Origin of the sequence: Janthinobacterium sp. AD80, assembly GCF_002878455.1 — a bacterium.
In the GTDB taxonomy this organism is placed as follows: domain Bacteria; phylum Pseudomonadota; class Gammaproteobacteria; order Burkholderiales; family Burkholderiaceae_D; genus Janthinobacterium.
The window spans coordinates 1-19,787 of record NZ_NRDQ01000010.1 but is presented as its reverse complement, the minus strand read 5'-3'; the positions used below and the strand labels follow the sequence as shown (position 1 = coordinate 19,787).

Annotated in this window: 16 protein-coding genes and 1 pseudogene; 12 read left to right on the top strand and 5 right to left on the bottom strand. The window is 62.5% G+C overall.

Annotation, left to right across the window (positions count from 1 at the left end):
• Positions 1 to 38: 38 nt before the first annotated feature.
• The 10 genes and pseudogenes from JaAD80_RS02420 (at position 39) to JaAD80_RS02375 (ending at position 13,422) form a co-directional block, all read left to right on the top strand.
• Positions 39 to 1,583, top strand: a complete 1,545-nt coding sequence (locus tag JaAD80_RS02420) for an alpha-N-arabinofuranosidase (protein WP_102292715.1) — start codon at positions 39 to 41, stop codon at positions 1,581 to 1,583.
• A 94-nt stretch (positions 1,584 to 1,677) separates the two neighbouring features.
• The gene (locus JaAD80_RS02415) at positions 1,678 to 3,234 is read left to right on the top strand and encodes a glycoside hydrolase family 43 protein (protein ID WP_258002776.1); all 1,557 of its coding nucleotides are present in this window, start codon (positions 1,678 to 1,680) and stop codon (positions 3,232 to 3,234) included.
• An 18-nt stretch (positions 3,235 to 3,252) separates the two neighbouring features.
• Complete coding sequence (locus tag JaAD80_RS02410) at positions 3,253 to 4,293, top strand: arabinan endo-1,5-alpha-L-arabinosidase (RefSeq protein ID WP_258002775.1); 1,041 nt, start codon at positions 3,253 to 3,255, stop codon at positions 4,291 to 4,293.
• A 9-nt stretch (positions 4,294 to 4,302) separates the two neighbouring features.
• The gene (locus JaAD80_RS02405) at positions 4,303 to 6,660 is read left to right on the top strand and encodes a glycoside hydrolase family 127 protein (RefSeq protein ID WP_102292713.1); all 2,358 of its coding nucleotides are present in this window, start codon (positions 4,303 to 4,305) and stop codon (positions 6,658 to 6,660) included.
• Between the two features lie 165 nt (positions 6,661 to 6,825).
• Positions 6,826 to 7,792: pseudogene (locus tag JaAD80_RS02400) on the top strand (ABC transporter substrate-binding protein).
• Positions 7,793 to 7,801: 9 nt separating this feature from the next.
• The gene (locus tag JaAD80_RS02395) at positions 7,802 to 9,343 is read left to right on the top strand and encodes a sugar ABC transporter ATP-binding protein (RefSeq protein ID WP_258002774.1); all 1,542 of its coding nucleotides are present in this window, start codon (positions 7,802 to 7,804) and stop codon (positions 9,341 to 9,343) included.
• The gene (locus JaAD80_RS02390; RefSeq protein WP_102292712.1) at positions 9,340 to 10,431 is read left to right on the top strand and encodes an ABC transporter permease; all 1,092 of its coding nucleotides are present in this window, start codon (positions 9,340 to 9,342) and stop codon (positions 10,429 to 10,431) included. The genes JaAD80_RS02395 and JaAD80_RS02390 overlap by 4 nt, the downstream gene beginning before the upstream one ends.
• The gene (yjfF, locus tag JaAD80_RS02385) at positions 10,428 to 11,402 is read left to right on the top strand and encodes a galactofuranose ABC transporter, permease protein YjfF (protein WP_102292711.1); all 975 of its coding nucleotides are present in this window, start codon (positions 10,428 to 10,430) and stop codon (positions 11,400 to 11,402) included. Before JaAD80_RS02390 ends, yjfF begins: the two co-directional genes overlap by 4 nt.
• Positions 11,403 to 11,407: 5 nt before the next feature.
• Positions 11,408 to 12,385, top strand: coding sequence for a glycoside hydrolase family 43 protein (locus tag JaAD80_RS02380; protein ID WP_102292710.1), 978 nt, complete (start codon positions 11,408 to 11,410; stop codon positions 12,383 to 12,385).
• 95 nt (positions 12,386 to 12,480) lie between these two features.
• Positions 12,481 to 13,422 carry a LysR family transcriptional regulator gene (locus JaAD80_RS02375; RefSeq protein WP_102292709.1) on the top strand — a complete coding sequence of 314 codons (942 nt, stop codon included), beginning with the start codon at positions 12,481 to 12,483 and terminating at the stop codon, positions 13,420 to 13,422.
• 505 nt (positions 13,423 to 13,927) lie between these two features.
• Here JaAD80_RS02375 and JaAD80_RS02370 read toward each other — a convergent pair.
• The 5 genes from JaAD80_RS02370 to JaAD80_RS02345 all read right to left on the bottom strand — a co-directional run bounded on the left by JaAD80_RS02370 (position 13,928) and on the right by JaAD80_RS02345 (position 18,528).
• Complete coding sequence (locus tag JaAD80_RS02370) at positions 13,928 to 15,193, bottom strand: DUF6445 family protein (RefSeq protein WP_102292708.1); 1,266 nt, start codon at positions 15,191 to 15,193, stop codon at positions 13,928 to 13,930.
• Positions 15,194 to 15,308: 115 nt separating this feature from the next.
• Positions 15,309 to 16,040: a hypothetical protein gene (locus JaAD80_RS02365; RefSeq protein WP_219726770.1), complete on the bottom strand. Its 732-nt coding sequence runs from the start codon at positions 16,038 to 16,040 to the stop codon at positions 15,309 to 15,311.
• Between the two features lie 175 nt (positions 16,041 to 16,215).
• Positions 16,216 to 17,040 carry a hypothetical protein gene (locus JaAD80_RS02355; protein ID WP_102292706.1) on the bottom strand — a complete coding sequence of 275 codons (825 nt, stop codon included), beginning with the start codon at positions 17,038 to 17,040 and terminating at the stop codon, positions 16,216 to 16,218.
• An 85-nt stretch (positions 17,041 to 17,125) separates the two neighbouring features.
• Positions 17,126 to 17,737 (bottom strand): hypothetical protein, encoded by a 612-nt coding sequence (locus JaAD80_RS02350; RefSeq protein WP_146012237.1) that lies wholly within the window; start codon positions 17,735 to 17,737, stop codon positions 17,126 to 17,128.
• Positions 17,731 to 18,528: a caspase family protein gene (locus JaAD80_RS02345; RefSeq protein ID WP_180979261.1), complete on the bottom strand. Its 798-nt coding sequence runs from the start codon at positions 18,526 to 18,528 to the stop codon at positions 17,731 to 17,733. Before JaAD80_RS02345 ends, JaAD80_RS02350 begins: the two co-directional genes overlap by 7 nt.
• Positions 18,529 to 18,700: 172 nt before the next feature.
• Here JaAD80_RS02345 and JaAD80_RS02340 point away from each other — a divergent pair, with 172 nt between their 5' ends.
• Positions 18,701 to 19,480, top strand: a complete 780-nt coding sequence (locus tag JaAD80_RS02340) for a hypothetical protein (RefSeq protein WP_102292703.1) — start codon at positions 18,701 to 18,703, stop codon at positions 19,478 to 19,480.
• Positions 19,477 to 19,787: hypothetical protein (locus tag JaAD80_RS02335; RefSeq protein ID WP_146012236.1), on the top strand; the 311-nt coding region annotated here is incomplete at its 3' end. The genes JaAD80_RS02340 and JaAD80_RS02335, both read left to right, overlap by 4 nt.

The following is a 19,787-nucleotide window of genomic DNA, read 5'->3' as shown; positions in this document are numbered from 1 at the left end:
CACTTGGGTTGTATGAAATTAAAACAACAGGAGACAGCATGAAACTCGTCAATACCAGCATCCTGGCCTTGAGCCTGGTCGTCAGCAGCGCCTTTGCCGCCCCCGTCAATGTCACCATCGACGTGGCCAAGCCGGGTCCCGTGATCAACAAGAACGTCTACGGCCAGTTCGCCGAGCACCTGGGCACCGGTATCTACGAAGGCATGTGGGTCGGCCCGGACTCGCCGATTCCGAACACCAAGGGCTGGCGCAACGACGTGCTGGGCGCGCTCAAGCAGTTGCATGTGCCGCTGGTACGCTGGCCGGGCGGCTGCTTTGCCGATGAATACCACTGGAAGGACGGCATCGGCGCGCGCGACAAGCGCCCGACCAAGGTCAACACGAACTGGGGCGGCGTGGAAGAGTCGAACGCCGTCGGCACGCACGAATTCTTCGACCTGGCCGAACTGCTGGGCGCACAGACCTATATCAATGGCAACCTCGGTTCCGGCACGCCGCAGGAAATGTCCGAATGGCTGGAATACATGACCTCGGACAGCAAATCGACCCTGGCCGAACTGCGCCGCAAGAATGGCCGCGCGCAGCCGTATAAAGTCGATTACTTTGGCATCGGCAACGAAGCCTGGGGTTGCGGCGGCAATATGCGTCCGCAGTACTACACCGACCTGTACAAGCACTATCACACCTTCATGAAAACGCCGGAAAGCGCGCGTCCGAAATTCATCGCCAGCGGCGGCAATGACGACGACATCAGCTGGTCCGATACCCTGAGCCGTGAAATCAAGCCGAACATGATGGACGCCATCAGTTTCCACTACTACACGGTGCCGACGGGCGTGTGGGAAAAGAAGGGCGCCGCCACGGGCTTTGGCGAAGATGAGTGGATTTCCACCCTGAGCCGCACCTTGCGCATCGATAGCTTAATCAAGAACAATATCGCCGCCATCGACAAGAACGACCCGTCGAAAAAGACCGGTCTGTACGTCGATGAATGGGGCACCTGGTACGACGTCGAGCCAGGCACCAACACGGGCTTTTTGTTCCAGCAAAACAGCTTGCGCGATGCGCTCGTTGCCGCCCTGAACTTCAACATTTTCCATGAGCACGCCGATCGCGTGCGCATGACGAATATCGCGCAAATGGTCAACGTGCTGCAGGCGATGATCATCACGGACAAGGACAAATATTTCCTCACGCCCACGTACCACGCCTTCCAGATGTACGTGCCGTTCCAGGACGCCACTTCCCTGCCGGTTGCCATCGCCGGCAATGGCAAGTACAGCCTGGGCAAGTTCAGTATTCCTGAAGTGAGCGCCTCGGCCGCGCGCGCCAAGGATGGCAAGGTGTATTTGTCGCTGGTCAACACGAACCCGCACAAGGCTGTCGACGTCAACGTGGCCCTGGCTGGCAAGAAAGTGGCCAGCGTGAATGGCCGCGTGCTGACCGCAGGCAAGATGGATGCCGTCAACAGCTTTGCCCAGCCGCAAGCCGTGCAACCGGTGGCGTTTAATGCCAAGGCGCAAGGCGGCAAGCTGACCGTGTCGATCCCGGCCAAGGCCGTGGTGGTGGTCGCCGTCGAGTAAGCCGCCAGCTTCCTGTTGTCTACTCTGTGCCGGCGCGGGAGCTTACCCGCGCTGGCCAGCCGCATCGTGCTGCACGCTGTAGAGAAAGTATTCCATGAACAGAAGAGAAGCTGTACTGGCGCTCGGTAGCGCCATGGCCCTGGCCGCCTGTGGTGGTGGCGGCTCCGATAGCGCGCCGGTGGTGTCGGTCACGCCGCCCGTCGTGCCCCCTGTCGTCCCGCCCGTGGTGCCGCCCGTCGTCACGCCGCCCGAGGTCGTGCCCCCCGTACAAGGCGCCATCACCTTTATCAATGCCTCCGTGCATGACCCGTCCGTCATCAAGGTGGCCGATACGTATTATGTGTTCGGTTCCCACCTGGCGGCCGCCAAGTCCACCGACCTGATGAACTGGAGCAAGATTGCCGAAGGTGTCAATGCCAGCAATCCCCTGTTCAACAATGTCGTCACCAGCCTTGCAGATACCTTTGCCTGGTCGCAAGTGACCGGGCTGTGGGCGCCCGATGTCATCCAGCTCGACAATGGCAAGTTCGCCATGTACTACAACAGCTGCAAGGGCGATTCGCCCCGGTCCGCCATGGGCCTGGCCCTGGCCGATGCGGTGCAAGGCCCGTACCTGAACCAGAAGATTTTCCTGAAGTCCGGCATGTGGGGCCAGGTCAGCGAAGATGGCGTGACCATCTACGATGCGCTGACGCAACCGAACGTGGTCGACCCGAACACCTTCCGCGACGCGGCGGGCAAGCTGTGGATGATCTACGGCTCGTACTCGGGCGGTATTTTCATCCTCGCCATGGACCCGGCCACGGGCTTGCCTGTCGCGGGGCAGGGCTATGGCCAGCACGTGATCGGCGGCAACCATAGCCGTATCGAGGGCGCCTACGTGCTGTACAGCCCGCAAACGCAGTATTACTACCTGTTCACTTCGTTCGGTGGCCTGGACGCGAACGGCGCCTACAATATGCGCGTGGCCCGCTCGCGCAATCCGGACGGTCCCTACGTGGACGCCAGGGGCAAGGACATGCGGCAAGTCAAGTCGAATCCCGCCTTGCCGCTGTTCGACGACGCCTCCATCGCGCCTTTCGGCCAGAAGCTGATGGGCAACCATCAATTCGCGCTGGCTGCGGGCGAGACGGGCACGCCGCTGGGATATGTGTCGCCAGGACACAATTCGGCCGTGTACGATGCCGCCACGCAGCAGTATTTCCTTATCTTCCATACGCGCTTCCCGAACACGGGCGAGCTGCACGAGATCCGCGTGCACGAGCTGTTCATCAACGCCGATGGCTGGCTGGTGGCCGCGCCCTTCCGCTATGTGCCGCTGAGTAAAAGCGTCACGCCGCTGACGGCGCCAGTGGCGGCCACGGAAGTGGCGGGCAGCTATAAACTGATCAACCATGGCAAGGATATTTCCACGGCGCTCAAGCTGTCGCAATCCATCACCCTGCTGGCGAACGGCACCGTCACGGGCACGCAGACGGGGACGTGGCAGCACCAGGGCAACAACCTGGTCGCCATCACCCTGGCGTCCGGCGGCTTGTTCAATGGCGTGCTGTCGCGCCAGTGGAATGGCAATGCGAACGCCTTTGTCGTGACGTTCACGGCGCAGTCCATTGATGGCGTGTCGCTGTGGGGCGCCCGCACGGGCAATTAATTACAAGTAAAGGAACACATGATGCAAACGCTCAAGCGCGGCCTGGCCGCTGTTACCGCCACCCTGATGGCGCTGTCCTGCCATGCCGCGCAAGTGAGCGTGCACGACCCCGTGATGGCCAAGGATGGCGACACGTATTATTTGTACAGCACGGGTCCCGGCATCACCTTCTACAGTTCCAAAAACATGGTGGACTGGCAGCCGGAAGGGCGCGTCTTTGCCGGCCAGCCCACGTGGGCGAAAACAGCCGCGCCATCGTTCGACGACCATGTGTGGGCGCCCGACGTGCAGTTCCACAACGGCAAATATTACCTGTACTACTCGGTCTCCGGCTTCGGCAAGAACACCTCGGGCATTGGCGTGACCGTCAACACTACCCTGAATCCCCGCTCGCCAAACTACCGCTGGGTCGACCAGGGCATGCTGCTGCAATCGGTGCCCGAGCGCGACGAATGGAACGCCATCGATTCGAACATCATTACCGACAAGCAGGGCACGCCGTGGATGTCGTTCGGCTCGTTCTGGAACGGCATCAAGCTGGTGAAACTGAACGCCGACTGGAAAACGATTGCGGAACCGCAAGAGTGGCACTCGCTGGCGCGCCGCGTGCCGCTGCCGCCAAAAAACGGCGAATTCAAGCCGGCGCCGGAAGAAATCGAAGCGCCGTTCATCTTCCAGCGCGGCGACGAGTATTTCCTGTTTGTCTCGTGGGGCCTGTGCTGCAAGAAAGCCGACAGCACCTACCACCTGGCCGTGGGGCGCTCAAAAAGCGTGACGGGACCCTACCTGGACAAGGATGGCCGTGACATGGCGCAGGGCGGCGGCACGGTGCTGCTGAAGGGCGACAAGGATTGGCAGGGCCTGGGCCACAACAGCGCCTATACCTTTGACGGCAAGGATTACCTGGTGCTGCACGCGTATGAAACGGCGGACGACTACTTGCAGAAACTCAAGATCATGCCCATGACGTGGGACAAGGATGGCTGGCCGCAAGTCGATCCGCGCGACTTGAACCGCTATCAAAGCCGCCAGTTGCCTGCCGCTACCGCCAAACCGTAAGGACGCACCGTGAAAAAAACCTTGTTGACGCTGGCGCTGGCCGCCGGCGGGCTGGTCACGCCTGTGCCGCAGGCGGCCGAGCTGTTTCCCCTCTCGGCCGTGCGCCTGGGTGCCGGGCCGTTTCTCGATGCGCAGACGACGGACCTGCATTACCTGATGGCCTTCGACCCGGATAAATTGCTGGCGCCGTTTCGCCGCGAGGCGGGCCTGCCGCAGCCCAAGCCCGGCTATGGCAACTGGGAAGCGACGGGCCTGGACGGCCACATGGGCGGACATTATCTGTCGGCGCTGGCCCTGATGTTCGCTTCCACGGGCGACGCGCAGGTGCGCGAGCGCCTCGACTACGTGCTGGCGGAATTGCAGAAATGCCAGGAAGCCAATGGCAATGGCTACCTGGGCGGCATTCCCGACGGCAGCGCCGCCTGGCAAGCCGTCGCGAAAGGACAGATGCAGGCGGACACTTTCTCCGTCAACGGCAAGTGGGTGCCATGGTACAACCTGCACAAGGTGTACGCGGGCTTGCGCGACGCCTACCAGCAGGCGGGCAGCGAACAGGCGAAAACCATGCTGATCGCCTTGTCGGACTGGGCCGTCAAGCTGTCGGACGCCTTGAGCGACGAGCAGATGCAAGCCATGCTGCGCGCCGAACATGGCGGCATGAATGAAGTGCTGGCCGACGTCTACACGATGACGGGCGAGCAGCGCTACATGGACCTGGCCGTGCGCTTCTCGCACCAGGCCATCCTGCAGCCCCTGGTGGCGCAGCAGGACAAGCTGACGGGCCTGCATGCGAATACGCAAATCCCGAAAGTCATCGGTTTCGAGCGCATCGGCGCACTGACTGGCCGGCGCGACTGGCAGCAGGCGGCGCAGTTCTTTTGGCAAACCGTGCACGACAAGCGCACGGTGGCCATCGGCGGCAACAGCGTCAAGGAGCATTTCCACGACGAACACGATTTTTCATCGATGGTGGACGAGGTCGAAGGACCGGAAACCTGCAATACCTACAATATGCTCAAGCTCACCGAGCAATTGTTCCAGCGCGACGAACAGGTGAAATACACGGATTACTACGAACGCGCGCTGTACAACCACATCCTGTCGTCGCAGCGCCCGGGCACGGGCGGCTTCGTGTATTTCACGCCCATGCGCCCGAACCACTACCGCGTGTATTCGGAAGTGGACAAGGGCATGTGGTGCTGCGTGGGTTCCGGCATCGAAAGCCAGGCCAAGTATGGCGAGTTCATCTACGCCCACGAGGGCGACGCGCTGTACGTGAACCTGTTCATGGCCTCCACCCTGGACTGGCAGGAGCAGGGCGTCACCATCGTCCAATCGACACAGTTCCCCGACCAGGACACGACGCGCATCACAGTGCAAGGCAACAAGACCTTCAGCATGAAGATCCGCTACCCGCGGTGGGTGGCCAAGGGCAAGCTGCGCGTCAAACTCAATGGCAAGGCCATGCGCGTGCACGGCGCGCCGGGCGAGTACGTGACCATCACGCGCGCCTGGAAGAGCGGCGACAGCGTGGACGTGGTGCTGCCGATGCGCACGCGCCTGGAACAGATGCCGGACCAGTCGAATTACTATGCCGTGCTGCATGGCCCCATCGTGCTGGCCGCCAAGACGCAGCCGTTCGCCAACGAGCAACTGAATTATTTTGCCGACGACTCGCGCATGGGGCATATCGCCCAGGGGCAAGTCTGCCCGCTGGAATCGTCGCCCCTGTTCGTCAGCGACACCAAGGAGTTCATGCACAAGATCAAGCCCGTCAAGGGCCAGCCGCTGACGTTTACGGCACCCGGCCTGATCCAGGGCAAGGATGCGGCGACCTTGAAACTGATTCCGTTCTTCCGCCTGCACGATGCACGCTACATGCTGTACTGGCCCGTGTCCACGCCCGCCAACCTGGCGCAGCTGCAGGAAAAGACCCGGCAGGCGGAAGCGCAGCGCCTGGCCCTCGATGCGCTCACCATCGACCAGGTGGCGCCCGGCCAGCAGCAGCCGGAATCGGACCATTTTTTCCAGGCCGAAGGGGGAGAGAACGGCGTCAACAAGGGCATGCACTGGCGCCACGCCACAGGCTGGTTCAGTTATGTGTTGAACGACCCGCAAGGCGAGGCGGCCACCCTGCGCCTGACCCTGTCCACCCTCGATGCGGGCCGGACCTTCGACGTGCTGGTGAATGGCACGAAGCTGCAGACGGTTGCCGTGGCGGCCGACGCGCCGCAGGAGCTGCATACGTTTGACATCGCCATTCCCAAGGCGCTGGTAGCGGCGGCGAACGGCAAGCTGGTGGTGAAATTTGTCGCCGGCAAGGACTCCGTGGCCGGTGGCTTGTACGGGCTGCGCCTGCTGCGCTGAGCCGCAGGAGCGAGCCGGGACGCCATCCAGTGATACGCAAATCGGTATCGCAAGCGAAAAAGAATTGATTGGATGGCTATGTTGCTTTCTCCTACCATGGGTTCATAAAAACCGCCCATCCGGCATCCGGCTGTGATGGTATTCCAATAAAAACTGGAGACAAGAATGACATTGACACGCCGCACCCTCCTCGCCAGCGCCATGCTGCTGGCAAGCACCTTCGCCACTTCCACCGCCTTCGCCGCCAAGCCCCTCGTCATGGGCTTTTCGCAGGTGGGCGCCGAGAGCGAATGGCGCACCGCCAATACCGTCTCCATTAAAGATGCCGCCAAGAAAGATGGCGTCACCCTGAAATTTGCCGATGCCCAGCAAAAGCAGGAAAACCAGGTCAAGGCGCTGCGCTCCTTCATCGCGCAAAAGGTCGACGTCATCGCCTTCTCGCCCGTGGTCGAGTCGGGCTGGGATACCGTGTTGCGCGAAGCCAAGGCCGCCAAGATTCCCGTCATCCTGACGGACCGCGCCGTCAATGTGGCCGACAAGTCGCTGTACGTGACCTTCATCGGTTCCGACTTCGTGGAAGAGGGCCGCCGCGCCGGCCAGTGGCTGCTGGAGCACGCCAAGAAGACCCCGGATGCCACCCTGAACATCGTTGAACTGCAGGGCACGGTCGGTTCCGCGCCGGCCATCGACCGCAAGGCGGGCTTCCTGGAAGTGGTGGGCAAGAATCCGAAGATGAAGATCATCCGTTCGCAAACGGGCGACTTTACGCGCGCCAAGGGCAAGGAAGTGATGGAAGCGTTCACTGAAGGCGGAAGGCAAGAAGATCAACGTACTGTACGCCCACAATGACGACATGGCCATCGGTGCCATCCAGGCCATCGAAGAAGCGGGCATGAAGCCGGGCAAGGACATCATCATCATTTCCATCGATGGCGTCAAAGGCGCGTTCGAGGCCATGATCGCCGGCAAGCTGAATGTCACCGTGGAATGCAGCCCGCTGCTGGGCCCGCAACTGATGTCCATCGCCCGCGATGTGGTGGCCGGCAAGCCCGTGCCGGCGCGTATCACGACGGTGGAAGGCGTGTTCCCTGCCGAGGTGGCCGCGAAGGAATTTCCTAACCGTAAATACTAAGCTTGCCGCATGATGAATACGCAAGCGCATCAAGACGCCGCGCCAGCTCCCTTGCTGGAGTTGCGCGGCATCAGTAAATCCTTTCCCGGCGTCAAAGCCCTCAGCAATGTCGCCCTGCGCCTGTATCCGGGCGAAGTGCATACCCTGATGGGGCAAAATGGCGCCGGCAAGTCGACGCTGATCAAGGTGCTGACGGGCGTGTACACGCCCGACAGCGGCCAGATTCTGCTCGACGGCAAGCCGATCGCCCCGGCGTCCACCTCGGATGCGCAGCTGCTCGGCATCAGCACCGTGTACCAGGAAGTCAATCTGTGCCCGAACCTGTCGGTGGCGGAAAACATTTTTATTGGCCGCTATCCGCGCCGCTTCGGCGGCATCGACTGGCGCAGCATGCAGCAGCAGGCGCGTGCCTTGCTGCAGCAATTGCAGATCGATATCGATGTCACGGCGCAACTGTCCAGCTTTCCGCTGGCCATTCAGCAAATGGTGGCCATTTCGCGTGCGCTGAACATTTCCGCACGCGTGCTGATCCTGGACGAACCCACGTCCAGCCTCGACGAGGCGGAAGTCAATCTGCTGTTTTCCGTGCTGCGCCGCCTGCGCGAGCAGGGCATGGCGATTCTGTTCGTGACGCACTTCCTCGACCAGACCTACGCCATTTCCGACCGCATCACCGTCATGCGCAATGGCGAGCGCGAAGGCGAGTATGCGTGCAGCGAACTGTCGCGCCTGGCGCTGGTGAACAAGATGATCGGCGTGGCAGCCGACACGCAGGAGCAAGAGCTTGATCTGGCGCAAGAGGCCGGCGCCGCTAGCTTCGGTCCCACGGTGCTGGAAGCGCAGGGACTGGGCCGCAAGGGCGCCTTGCTGCCCATGGATTTCCACATCCACCAGGGTGAATTGCTGGGCCTGGCCGGCTTGCTGGGCTCGGGCCGCACGGAACTGGCGCGGCTGCTGTTTGGCGCCGACAAGGCCGACTCCGGCAGCATCATGGTGCATGGCAAGCCGCGCCACTTCAGCGTGCCGCGCGATGCGATTGCGGCCGACATCGGCTTTTGCTCGGAAGACCGCAAGCACGAAGGAGCGATCTTGTCGCTCTCCGTGCGCGAAAACATCATTCTTGCCTTGCAGGCCCGCACGGGCTTGCTGCGCGCCATTCCCTTTAAACGCCAGCAGGCGCTGGCCGATGAATATGTGAAGGCGCTGGGCATCAAGACGGCCAGCATCGAGACGCCGATCGGCAGCTTGTCTGGCGGTAATCAACAGAAAGCCTTGCTGGCGCGCTGGCTGGTGACCTCGCCGACCATGCTGATCCTCGATGAACCGACGCGCGGTATCGACGTGCGCGCCAAGCAGGAAATCATGAGCTATGTCAGCAAGCTGTGCCGCAAGGGCATGGCAATTTTGTTCATCTCGTCCGAATTGCCGGAAGTGCTGCGCTGCAGCGACCGCATTCTCGTCATGCGCGACCGCAAGGCCTGCGGCGACTATGCGCGTGGCGAGCTTGACGACAGTTCCGTGCTGCAAGTGATCGCCGGAGAGACAGCATGAGCATGACCACACCGCCGTCCGCGGCGCCCATCGAGGCGGTACGGGCGGCCTCCACCACGGATTCCTCCATTGTGCATAGCGTTTTACATCATCCATTGAGCCGGCCCCTGGCCGCGCTGTTTTTGCTGCTGCTGGTCGATTTCTTCGCCATCCCCGGCTTTTTCCACCTGGAAGTGCGCGACGGCCACCTGTACGGCAGCGTGATCGACATCGTCAACCGCGCCGCGCCGCTGATGCTGGCGGCGCTGGGCATGACCCTCGTCATCGCCACGCGCGGCATCGACATTTCCGTCGGTGCCGTCGTGGCCCTGTCCGGCACCGTGGCCGCCATGCTGATCGGCGGCACCATGGTGATGGACAACGGCGTGCCCACCTATGTGAGCAACATTCCCATGGGCTGGGCGCTGGCGGCGGCCCTGGGCGCGGCCCTGCTGTGCGGCGCCTGGAATGGCGTGCTGGTGGCGGGCCTGGGCTTGCAGCCCATCGTCGCCACCCTGATCCTGATGGTGGCCGGGCGTGGCCTGGCGCAACTGCTGACGGATGGCCAGATCGTCACCGTCTACTACCAGCCCTTCTTCTTCATTGGCAGCGGCTATCTGTTCGGCTTGCCGTTTTCCCTGTTCCTCGTCGCTGCCGTGTTCATCATCACGGCCGTGCTGATGCGCAAGACTGCGCTGGGCCTGTTCATCCAGGCCGTCGGCATCAACCCCGTCGCCGCGCGTCTGGCGGGCATCAAGACGGCCACGCTGATCTTTTTTGTCTACGTCTTTTGCGCCGCCTGCGCGGGCCTGTCGGGCCTGATGATCAGTTCGAACATCAAGAGCGCCGACGCGAACAACGCGGGCCTGATGCTGGAACTCGACGCCATCCTGGCCGTCACCCTGGGCGGTACTTCCTTAGCCGGCGGCAAGTTCAGCCTGGTGGGCAGCATGATCGGCGCCCTCATCATCCAAACCCTGACCTACACCATCTATTCGCTGGGCGTGCCGCCGGAAGTGAACATGGTTGTCAAGTCGGTCGTCGTCTTCCTCGTCTGCCTGTCGCAATCGTCGGAATTCAAGCAATTGCTGCATCGGAGAAAAGCATGAAGGGCTTGCTGCACACCCCGTATTTCACCTCGCTCGTCACTGTGCTGCTGCTGGTGGTGATGCTGGGCCTGGGGGGCGCCGCCTACCCTGGCCTGCTGTCGACGCAAGTCATTTTTAACTTGTTGATCGATAACGCCTTTTTGCTGGTGATCGCCGTCGGCATGACCTTCGTGATTGTTTCCGGCGGCATCGATTTGTCCGTCGGCTCCGTGCTGGCCCTGTCGACCATGATTGCCGCCTGGCTGCTCAACGTGGCGCACTGGCCGCCGACCCTGGTGATCGCCACCGTGCTGGCGCTGGGTGCCGTGTTTGGCGCCAGCATGGGCGCGCTGATCCATTATTTCAAGTTGCAGCCTTTCATCGTCACCCTGGCCGGCATGTTTCTGGCACGGGGCCTGTGCTACCTGATCAGCATCAATTCCATCACCATCGACGACCCGCTGTTCGTTGCCATGTCGCAGACCCAGCTGAGCTTCCTGGGCGGCTTTGTCTCGCCGGGCGTGGTGATTGCCGTGGCGACCTTGCTGCTGGCCATCTGGCTGGCGCACGCCACGCCGTTCGGCCGCGCCGTGTATGCGATCGGCGGCAATGAACAGTCGGCCCTGATGATGGGCTTGCCAGTGGGCCGCACCAAGGTGCTGATCTACGCCTTCAGCGGCTTCTGCGCCTCGCTGGGCGGCGTGCTGTTCGCCTTCTACATGCTGTCCGGCTATGGCTTGCATGCGCAGGGCACGGAACTGGACGCGATCGCCGCCGTCGTCATCGGCGGCACCTTGCTCAGCGGTGGTTACGGCTATGTGGCCGGCGCCCTGTCCGGCGTGCTGGTGCTGGGCACCATCCAGACCCTGATCGCCTTTGACGGCACGCTCAGTTCCTGGTGGACGAAGATCGTCATCGGCGGCCTGCTGTTTGTCTTTTGCGTCGTGCAAAGACTGATGGCCATGGGCCAGAAAAATACCAACGGGAGTTAACTTTTATGTTGAAGCAAAAAACACGTGCCGCAGCCATCGGCATGGCGGCAGCGCTCGCCTGCGCCACATTCGGCGCGCAGGCGGCCAATCCGATCGTGAAAAATATCTACACGGGCGACCCGGCCGCGCTGGTCGACAATGGCAGAGTCTATCTGTACGTGGGCCACGATGAAGCCAGCGCCACGGACACGGATTACCGCATGCATGAATGGCGCGTGTATTCGTCGTGCGACATGGCGAACTGGACGGATCACGGCTCGCCCGTGCGCTTTTCCACCTTTGCCTGGGCGGGAAAAGATGCTTGGGCCGGCGACATCGTCAAGCGCGGCAGCAAGTATTATTTTTACTCGACCGTCGACCATAAAAGCATCCCCGGCAAGGCCATCGGCGTAGCCGTGTCCGACAGCCCGACAGGCCCGTTCGTCGACGCGCGCGGCAGCGCCCTGATCACCAACGACATGACGAAGCAGACGGCCATTCCCTGGGACGATATCGACCCGGCCGTCTTCATCGATACGGATGGCCAGGCCTATATTTACTGGGGCAACACGGTCTTGAAGTACGCGAAGCTGAAAGCCAACATGACGGAGCTGGACGGCCCGATCCTCACCTTCGGCATGGATGCGTTCACGGAAGCGGCGTACATGCACAAGCATGCGGGCACGTATTACCTGTCGTACTCGCGCAACTTCCCGGAAGAAACGGCGTATTCGACGGGGCCGTCGCCGACGGGACCATGGCATTTCCGCGGCACCATCATGGACAAGAACGCCGTGGTGAAAACCATTCACCAGGCCATCATCGAGTTCAACGGCAAGTCCTACATCTTCTATCACAACGATAAGTTGCCCGGCGGCGGCGAATACCGCCGCTCTGTCGCCGTGGAAGAACTGAAATACAAGCCGGACGGCACCATCGAGTTCATCCACCAGACGCAGCAGGGTCCGGCGGCGAACCCCGGCGCGGCCTGCAAGGCCGGTTAAGCAGGCGTTGTTTTCACGTACAAAAAGGAGAAATACCGATATCTATAATATCGGTATCAGCTAGAAACTGATATCGATCATGATATGATTTATTCATGGATACCCTCAACCCCAACTGGTTCTTGCGAGCCCGCCTGAAGACGCGGCAATTGCTGCTGCTGATCGCCCTTGACGAGCAGCGCAACATCCATCGCGCGGCGGAAGAATTGCACATGACGCAGCCGGCCGCGTCCAAGCAAATCAAGGATCTGGAAGAGATGCTCGACGTGCGCCTGTTTGACAGGTTGCCGCGCGGCATGGAGCCGACCATCTACGGCGAGACGATGATACGCCACGCGCGCATGGCCCTGACCAGCCTGTCGCTGGCGCATGACGATATCGTCGCCCTGAAGTCGGGCTTGACGGGCCAGGTGGAAGTGGGGGTCATCATGACGCCGGCCATGGCCTTGTTGCCGCGCGCCATTGCGCGCATCAAGCAGCAGGCGCCGCTGATGCGCATCGGCGTGCACCTCGAGCACAGCAATACCCTGATGGACATGCTGCAGCACGGTACCCTCGACTTCATGATCGGGCGCATCCTGGAAAAGGAAAGCAGCGCCGGGCTGATCTACGAGGAATTGACGGAAGAGCCGGCCAGCGCCGTGGCGCGCAATGGCCATCCGCTGCTGTCGCGCAAGAATCTGCAATTGAAGGACCTGGCGGGCCAGCCGTGGATCTTGCCGCCGCAAGGCAGCATCCTGCGCCACCGCTTCGACATGATGTTCCGCCGCGCCAGCCTGGAGCCTCCCGTCGACGTCGTCGACACGACCGCCTTGCTCCTGATCACGTCCTTGCTGCAGCAGACGGATTCCCTGCACGTGATGCCGACGGAAGTGGCGCACTACTACGCATCCCTGAACGTGCTGAGCATCCTGCCGATCGAACTGCCGTGCAAGATGGATGCCTTCGGCATCATCCGCCAGCAGGATCATTTGCTGTCGCCCGGGGCGGATATGCTGTTAAAAGCCGTACGCGCCACGGCCGCTGACATGTACTGAATCGTCGCTGTGGGAGCTGTGTCGGATTACGCGTTCCGCTAATCCGACCGACGGTCAACAACCACATGTATTGAATCGATGCCGTGGTGCTTGTGTCTGTGCGCACCACTGCTGCGGACATGTGTTGAATCGTCGCTGTAGGAGCTGTGTCGGATTACGCGTTCCGCTAATCCGCCCTACGGTCAACAACCACATGCATTGAATCGATGCTGTGGTGCTTGTGCCTGTACGCACCACGGCCGCTGACATGTACTGAACCGTCGCTGTGGGAGCTGCGTCGGATTACGCGTTCCGCTAATCCGACCGACGGTCAACAACCACATGTATTGAATCGATGCTGTGGTGCTTGTGCCTGTACGCACCACTGCCGCGGAGATGTGTTGAACCGTCGCTGTGGGAGCTGTGTCGGATTACGCGTTCCGCTAATCCGACCGACGGATGGCACGGTAACAGGTAGGTCGGATTAGCCCGCAGGGCGTAATCCGACAATGCCCGCGCAGCATGCTCAGTCGGGCACTTCAAAGAAGAACAGCTGCACCAGGCGTCCATTCTCCGGCGTGTCGCCAAACACATTGCTGATCGAGTGAAAGTAGTGTCCCTTGTAGACGATCAGGCGGTTGTGGCGCATGGGTACTTCCAGCAAGGCTTGCCAACTGTCGCGCTGTTCCTGCAGGTCGTTGAATTTCTGCACTGTGCTGTTTGGCAGCCAGCGTTTCTGAAAATCCTTGAAGCTGGCGTAGCCACCCGCTTTCACGTCCGCCTCCGGTAGTCTCCGGTACCAGCCGCTGGGCTGGTGGCGCCAGAAGGTGGTGCCGCCTTGGCACTGCTCGGGCGGGTTCAAATACAGCACGCCCGCATAGAAATTGAAATTGTTGCCCGTCTCGTTGTCCACGTGGATATCCGTGCGCGCCATGGCGTCCGCATAGCTGAGGCGGTAGGAGCCATTGTCGGGCGAGATGAAACGGATGGGGCGGCCCAGCGCCGTGGCGATGCGTTCCATGATGGCTTGACTGGGCTGGCCATCCGTCTGGCTGCCCGGATAGTTCTGTCCCGCATAGCGCTGCTGCGCGAACGGCAGCGTCAACGCCTGCGCGCGCCAGGCGGCCGGGTCGGGCAGGAAATCGTCGAGGATGTGCAGGTCTGTTTCGCGCAGGAAGTCTTGCAGCCCGGCGGCCACCTCCGGCACGCTGGACTGTTCGCTGCCCGCCGGCGCAGGGTGGGCAAAGCCGATGCGGCAGCTGTCCGCCAGCGCCGGGTGCAGCGCCAGGGCTTGCGCGTAGCGGGCCAGCGCCAGTTCCTGCTGCCCCGTGCGGTAGTACAGCTCGGCTAGGCCCTGCAGGGTTTGCCAGCGTTGCGGGCGCAGCGCGTGGGCGCGTTCCAGTTCGGCAATGGTTTCCTGCAGGTGCTGTTTCCCCAGCAGCAATTCCGCATGGCTGATGGCGAAATCATGCTCGTGCGGGGCCAGCCGCGCCGCCGTGGCATAGCTGTCCAGCGCCGCTGCGCTGTCCGTGCCGCGCAGCACATTGCCCAGGTTGTAGTGGAACAGGGCATTGTCCGGCTGCTGCCTGAGCGACAGTTTTAACAGGCCCAGGCCGATGGTGCCCTGGCCCAGCTCCAGCATCGCCAGGCCCTGGAAATGCTGCGCTTCGGCCAGGGCCGGGTCCTGCTTGTAGGCCGCCTGGTAGGCGTTGATCGCCTCGATCAGCTTGCCTTGCTGCTGCAGTTGCCGGCCCTTGGCCAGCTGTTGTTCCGCCAGTGTCTGTTCGCCCATGTCTCACTCTCGATGTCGTTGGCGAATAGTGTAACTGCAAGTGGCGAGGTCGTGAACCCAAAACGAAGGCCGGGGTCGGCCCCTCAGGGTTCGACCCCGCTACCTGACCTTGGGTTTACATCGCTTGTTGAACGGGAATTTCTTCCCCATTCAGCTTGATCGCCACCTTGACGATCTGCGCCTTGACCTGGTTGCTGGCCATGTCCGCTTCCTGGGCGTAGGCATACACGACGATGGCAAAGTCCTTGTAGCCGCTGCGCGCCGCTTCGATCTTGCGGGCCGCGTCCTGGTCCACTTTCAGCAGCGAGTAGCCATCGCCATTCGTGAACGCCAGCTTGTAGTCGCCGTTGTCGTACATGTAGTAATACGTGCCCGCTTCGGCGAACTTGGCGGGGAAGGCGGCCTTGTCCATCGCGTACGGCGACAGCGCGCCCTGGCCATTGATCTGGTAGCGCAGGTAGCGCTTGGTTTTCGCCTCATTGACCTTGGCGTCGATCTGCGGTTTCAGGGCGTCGAGCACTTCCTGTTTGCGGAAGGCATCGTTGCTGCCCGCATATTCGCGCGAGATGCGCTGCGCCACGGCCGCGTAGTCGGGCGGCACGCCGGACAGGGCGAGGTAGCTGTACATCAACTGGTTGCCGCTGGTGATGTCGACATAGCTCGATGTTGGCGTGGCGGCGTCCGCTTGCGGCAGGCTGGCGGCGGCCGCCTTCATTTGCGCCTTGGCGGCCATGTCGGCCACGCTGGTGGCGGGCGCCGAAGCCGCCGGCGTGGCATGCTCGGCGGGCTTGCCGCAGGCAGACAGCAGGATGGCGATGGCGAGCAGGGCGGGCAGGGTACGGTTCATGATATTTCCTTTAAGATAAGTTAAAAGGTAGTGACGGTGTTAATTTTTAGGGTTGTGAAAGTCACGGCAGCGCTGAAAACCGTAGCGAGCAAGCCCAATGCCGGGTTGAGTAGCGGAACCGTACTTTATGTACAGTGAGCAACGCCGACCCGGAAGTGGGCTGCGCAGTAGGTTTTCAGTGCTTGCCTCCCAAGCGTTTGTATTCGCCCACGCCGTAAGCGGCCAGGACGATGGATGCGGCCAGCACCAGGTAAAAACCGATGCCGAACGAGAGTCCCTGCCAGACCTGGCCCAGCATTTCGCTGGCCATCTGCTCGGCCATGCGGGCCGCGCGGGTGCCCATGATGCCGCCCATGGCGCTGCCCGCATCGCTGACAGCGCCCTTGATCTTGATGAACAGCAAGCTGCTGTGGATGACGATGAACAGCAAAGGAGCGCACTTGCCCAGCGCCGCTTTCGGGTGGCTGCTGGCCATGGTGGCAAAGCATCCGGCAATGGCCAGCAGGAAGAAAAATTGTGCGGAGGTAAAACCGCCGCCGCCATCGCGGGCAAAGCTCTCCAGGCTGTCGGCGGACAGGCCCAGCAGCTGCCAGTAGGTGCGCGAGACGCTGGCGAACAGGCGGATGCCGATGGTGTTGAAGATAAAGGCGCCGGCGATCAGGACGCCCAGGCTGGCCAGCACCTTGATGCCCAGGGCGGACACGGCCCGGCCCCACAACTGCTGGCTTTTTTCGCGCGCCAATTTCGCCGCGCCGGCCATTTCTTCCTGCGCCAGCTGCTGTGTCGCCACGGCGCTGACGGTGTCGAGGCTGCCTGTATCGTCAAAGCGCACGTCGACGACGGCGTTGATGGCGGGCGCCACGTCCGAGCGCCAGTGCGTGGCGACGTCGAACGCATGTTGAATGCCTGCCACGCTGACGGAACCTTGTCCGCTGGGCTGGTAGGCGAGGATACGGCCACGTTGCGTGGCGCTGCTTGCTGCTGGGCTGGATGCGTGCATGGAATTTCCCTGAGAGCTGTCATGCTTTATTGCATGTACCCACGGATAACGGGGGCAGCTCAGGGAAATACAAAATTTTTTCAGTTTATTTTTTGGGCGGCTGCATCAGGTCCTTGGCAGCGCCCTGGTAATCCTTCATCAAGCCCATGAAGGCGTCCTGCAAGTGGCGTGCCGCGTCCTGCGGCGGCGCGCCCGTGCGCCGCGCCAGGTCGAATTTATACGCATGGGCGGGGCTGTAGCCGGCCTGCGATGCGGCGTCGAGCAGCACGCCCGCGCGTTTCAACGAGGCCGGGTCGCCCTTGACCATCAGCAATTCCGCCAGATAGGTCTGGGCGATGGGAAAGTCCTTGGCGGCGGCTTTTTCCAGCCACTGCATGCCCGCCTTCGGCTGCTTGATGCCGGCGTCGCCGCCACCGATGCCGTAGCCAAGCGCCGTCAGCGCGACCAGGTCGCCCGTGCGTGCGCGCTTTTCCAGCTGCTGGCGGGGAAACGGCCGTGCCGCGATCTGCATGCGGATTTCATAGTTGATGTCTTGCAGCACATTGCCTGGCCACACTTTCGCACCGGGGGCCGTGCTGGCCACCGCCGGGGGCACCGGGGCTGGCGCGGGCCCCGGAGCGCGCATGCCGCTGTTGCCTGCGGCCAGCACACCAGGTGCTGGCTGGCTGACGCCCTTGCCGCTGCCCATGTTCAGCACCAGGCGCGCGACGTTTCGCCGAACGAGACGCGCGGTTTTTGCACGTCATGCGTCATGGCGGCAACCCTGGCCGCCACTTGCGAAAATACATCGCCCATGGGCAAGCCCGGTGCATCGAGCGCGTCGAGCAGGGCGCTGGTGTACGGGCTGTTGCGCGAATCGGGCGACCAGAAATCGCGCGCCAGGGCGCCGGGGCCGGCCGAATAGGCGATCACCACGCCGCGCGGCGCTTGCGTGTCGGCAAAGCCGTGGCTGGCCGCATTGCTGCCGCCGGGCACAGGCACGGTGGCACCGCCGCGCGTATATTCCTGGCGGCAGGCGTCGAGGATCAGCACGGCGCCGCGCGCGCCCGTGCGCTGCAGGTCGCCCGCCAGGCTGGAAACGGACACGCCCTGCGCAGCAATGGCCGACGCGCTCAGCGCGTTCATGTTCGCGCCCAGCGGCAGCACATAGTTCGCTTCGCCTGCCTGCGCGCCGTGGCCCGCGTAAAACACCAGGGCGATGTCGGCGCCGCGCGCCTGCGTGGAAAATTGCGCCGAGGCCTGTTGTAATTGCGCCGCCGTGATGTCCGTGCGCAGCAGCACTTCAAAGCCCAGGCGGCGCAAGCGTTCGGCCATGGCGCGCGCATCGTTGACGGGGTTCAACAATGGCTGCGGATACGCGGCATTGCCGATCACCAGCGCGATGCGCTTGCCGGGGGCCGCTGGCGCGCTGGCCTGCACGGCGGCCTGCGCCATGTTGGCGCAAAGTAAACAGAACAGGCTCAGGAACAAGGGAATCAGGCGTTGCATCGGCGGCTCGGAAATTGTCGTGGAAGTAACAAAAGTTAGCGATTTCCAGTGTGGTATGAGAAAATTGCCCGAATGCATTTTACCTGACTGACAAGTTTGTCTTGTTGTCCAGCGTATTTCTTCTTTACCGGCGAGCCTTGCTTCCGGCCAGTGGCGCGCGCCGCCCCAACACATGATCGGACCGGCTGTGCAATCGGAACAATTTGAACCTATTCATGCTTTCTGGACCCGCCGCCAGCAGCTGACGCAAGGCGAACTGGGCGAGTTTTACCAGCGCGTCATCGCCGCGCTGACGCCATGCCGCCCGCGCGAGGCCGCGTCGCTGGGCGAGTCCCTGGCCGACCTGCGGCACCAGTTCTTCATTGAAAAAGTCCTGCACGGCGACAGCGATGCGGCGCCCCATCACGTGGGCGCCCTGTTCCTGTACTTCAAGCGCTTCATCATCGACCAGCTGCGCAAGCAGCGCGATGACGACGATGCCGATGCGCAAGAAGGCTGCGACCTGCAGGCGCCCGACTCTTACGCCGAGCCGCTGCGCGACTACCAGCTGACGCCACTGCAAGTGCGCGACGCGGCCGACCTGTTCATCACGACCTTGCCGCATGACTTGATCTTGCTGCTGCGCCATTGCGGCTGCGGCGGCATGCCCGTCAAGGAACTGGCCGAACAGATCGCGTCGGCGCATTACCACGGCGGCAAGCTGGGCCTGGTGCACAAGCAGAAGGGCGAGGCCAATAGCGCGGGGCGCCAGGTGGTCGAGCCGGCCCACCGCGCCACCCTGCTGGGCAGCTGGGTATTGAACCTGCTCAAATTGCGCGTGGGCGATGCCCTGGCGGCACGCGACCTGCAGGCGGCGCAAATAGTTTTGGATATTTTGTGCCTGGCCGCGTTATCCCTGCACATGGACCCCGCGTCCACTCCCTCGAACCCCGATGAAAGGCCTTCGGCATGAATGCATTGACGCCCACGCTGGCCATCGTTGCCGCGCGCCTGCCGTCTCCTCCATCGTCAGTCGACATGCTGGACGGCGAGGTGGCCGGCGCCACCCCCGACTGGCGCGGCGTCGCCGTGCCGGAACACGTGCAGCAACGCTTTGCGCGCCGCAGCGACGCCGCGCCGCTGGCTGCGCGGCCCATCGCCGGCGGACAAATCCACCTGCTGGCGCGCTGTCCCGGCTTTGGCGCCGTGCTGCTCGATGCCTGGGACAGCACGCGGCAGCGCTGGCGCGGCTGGCTCGTCACGCCGGACACAGCGTATGC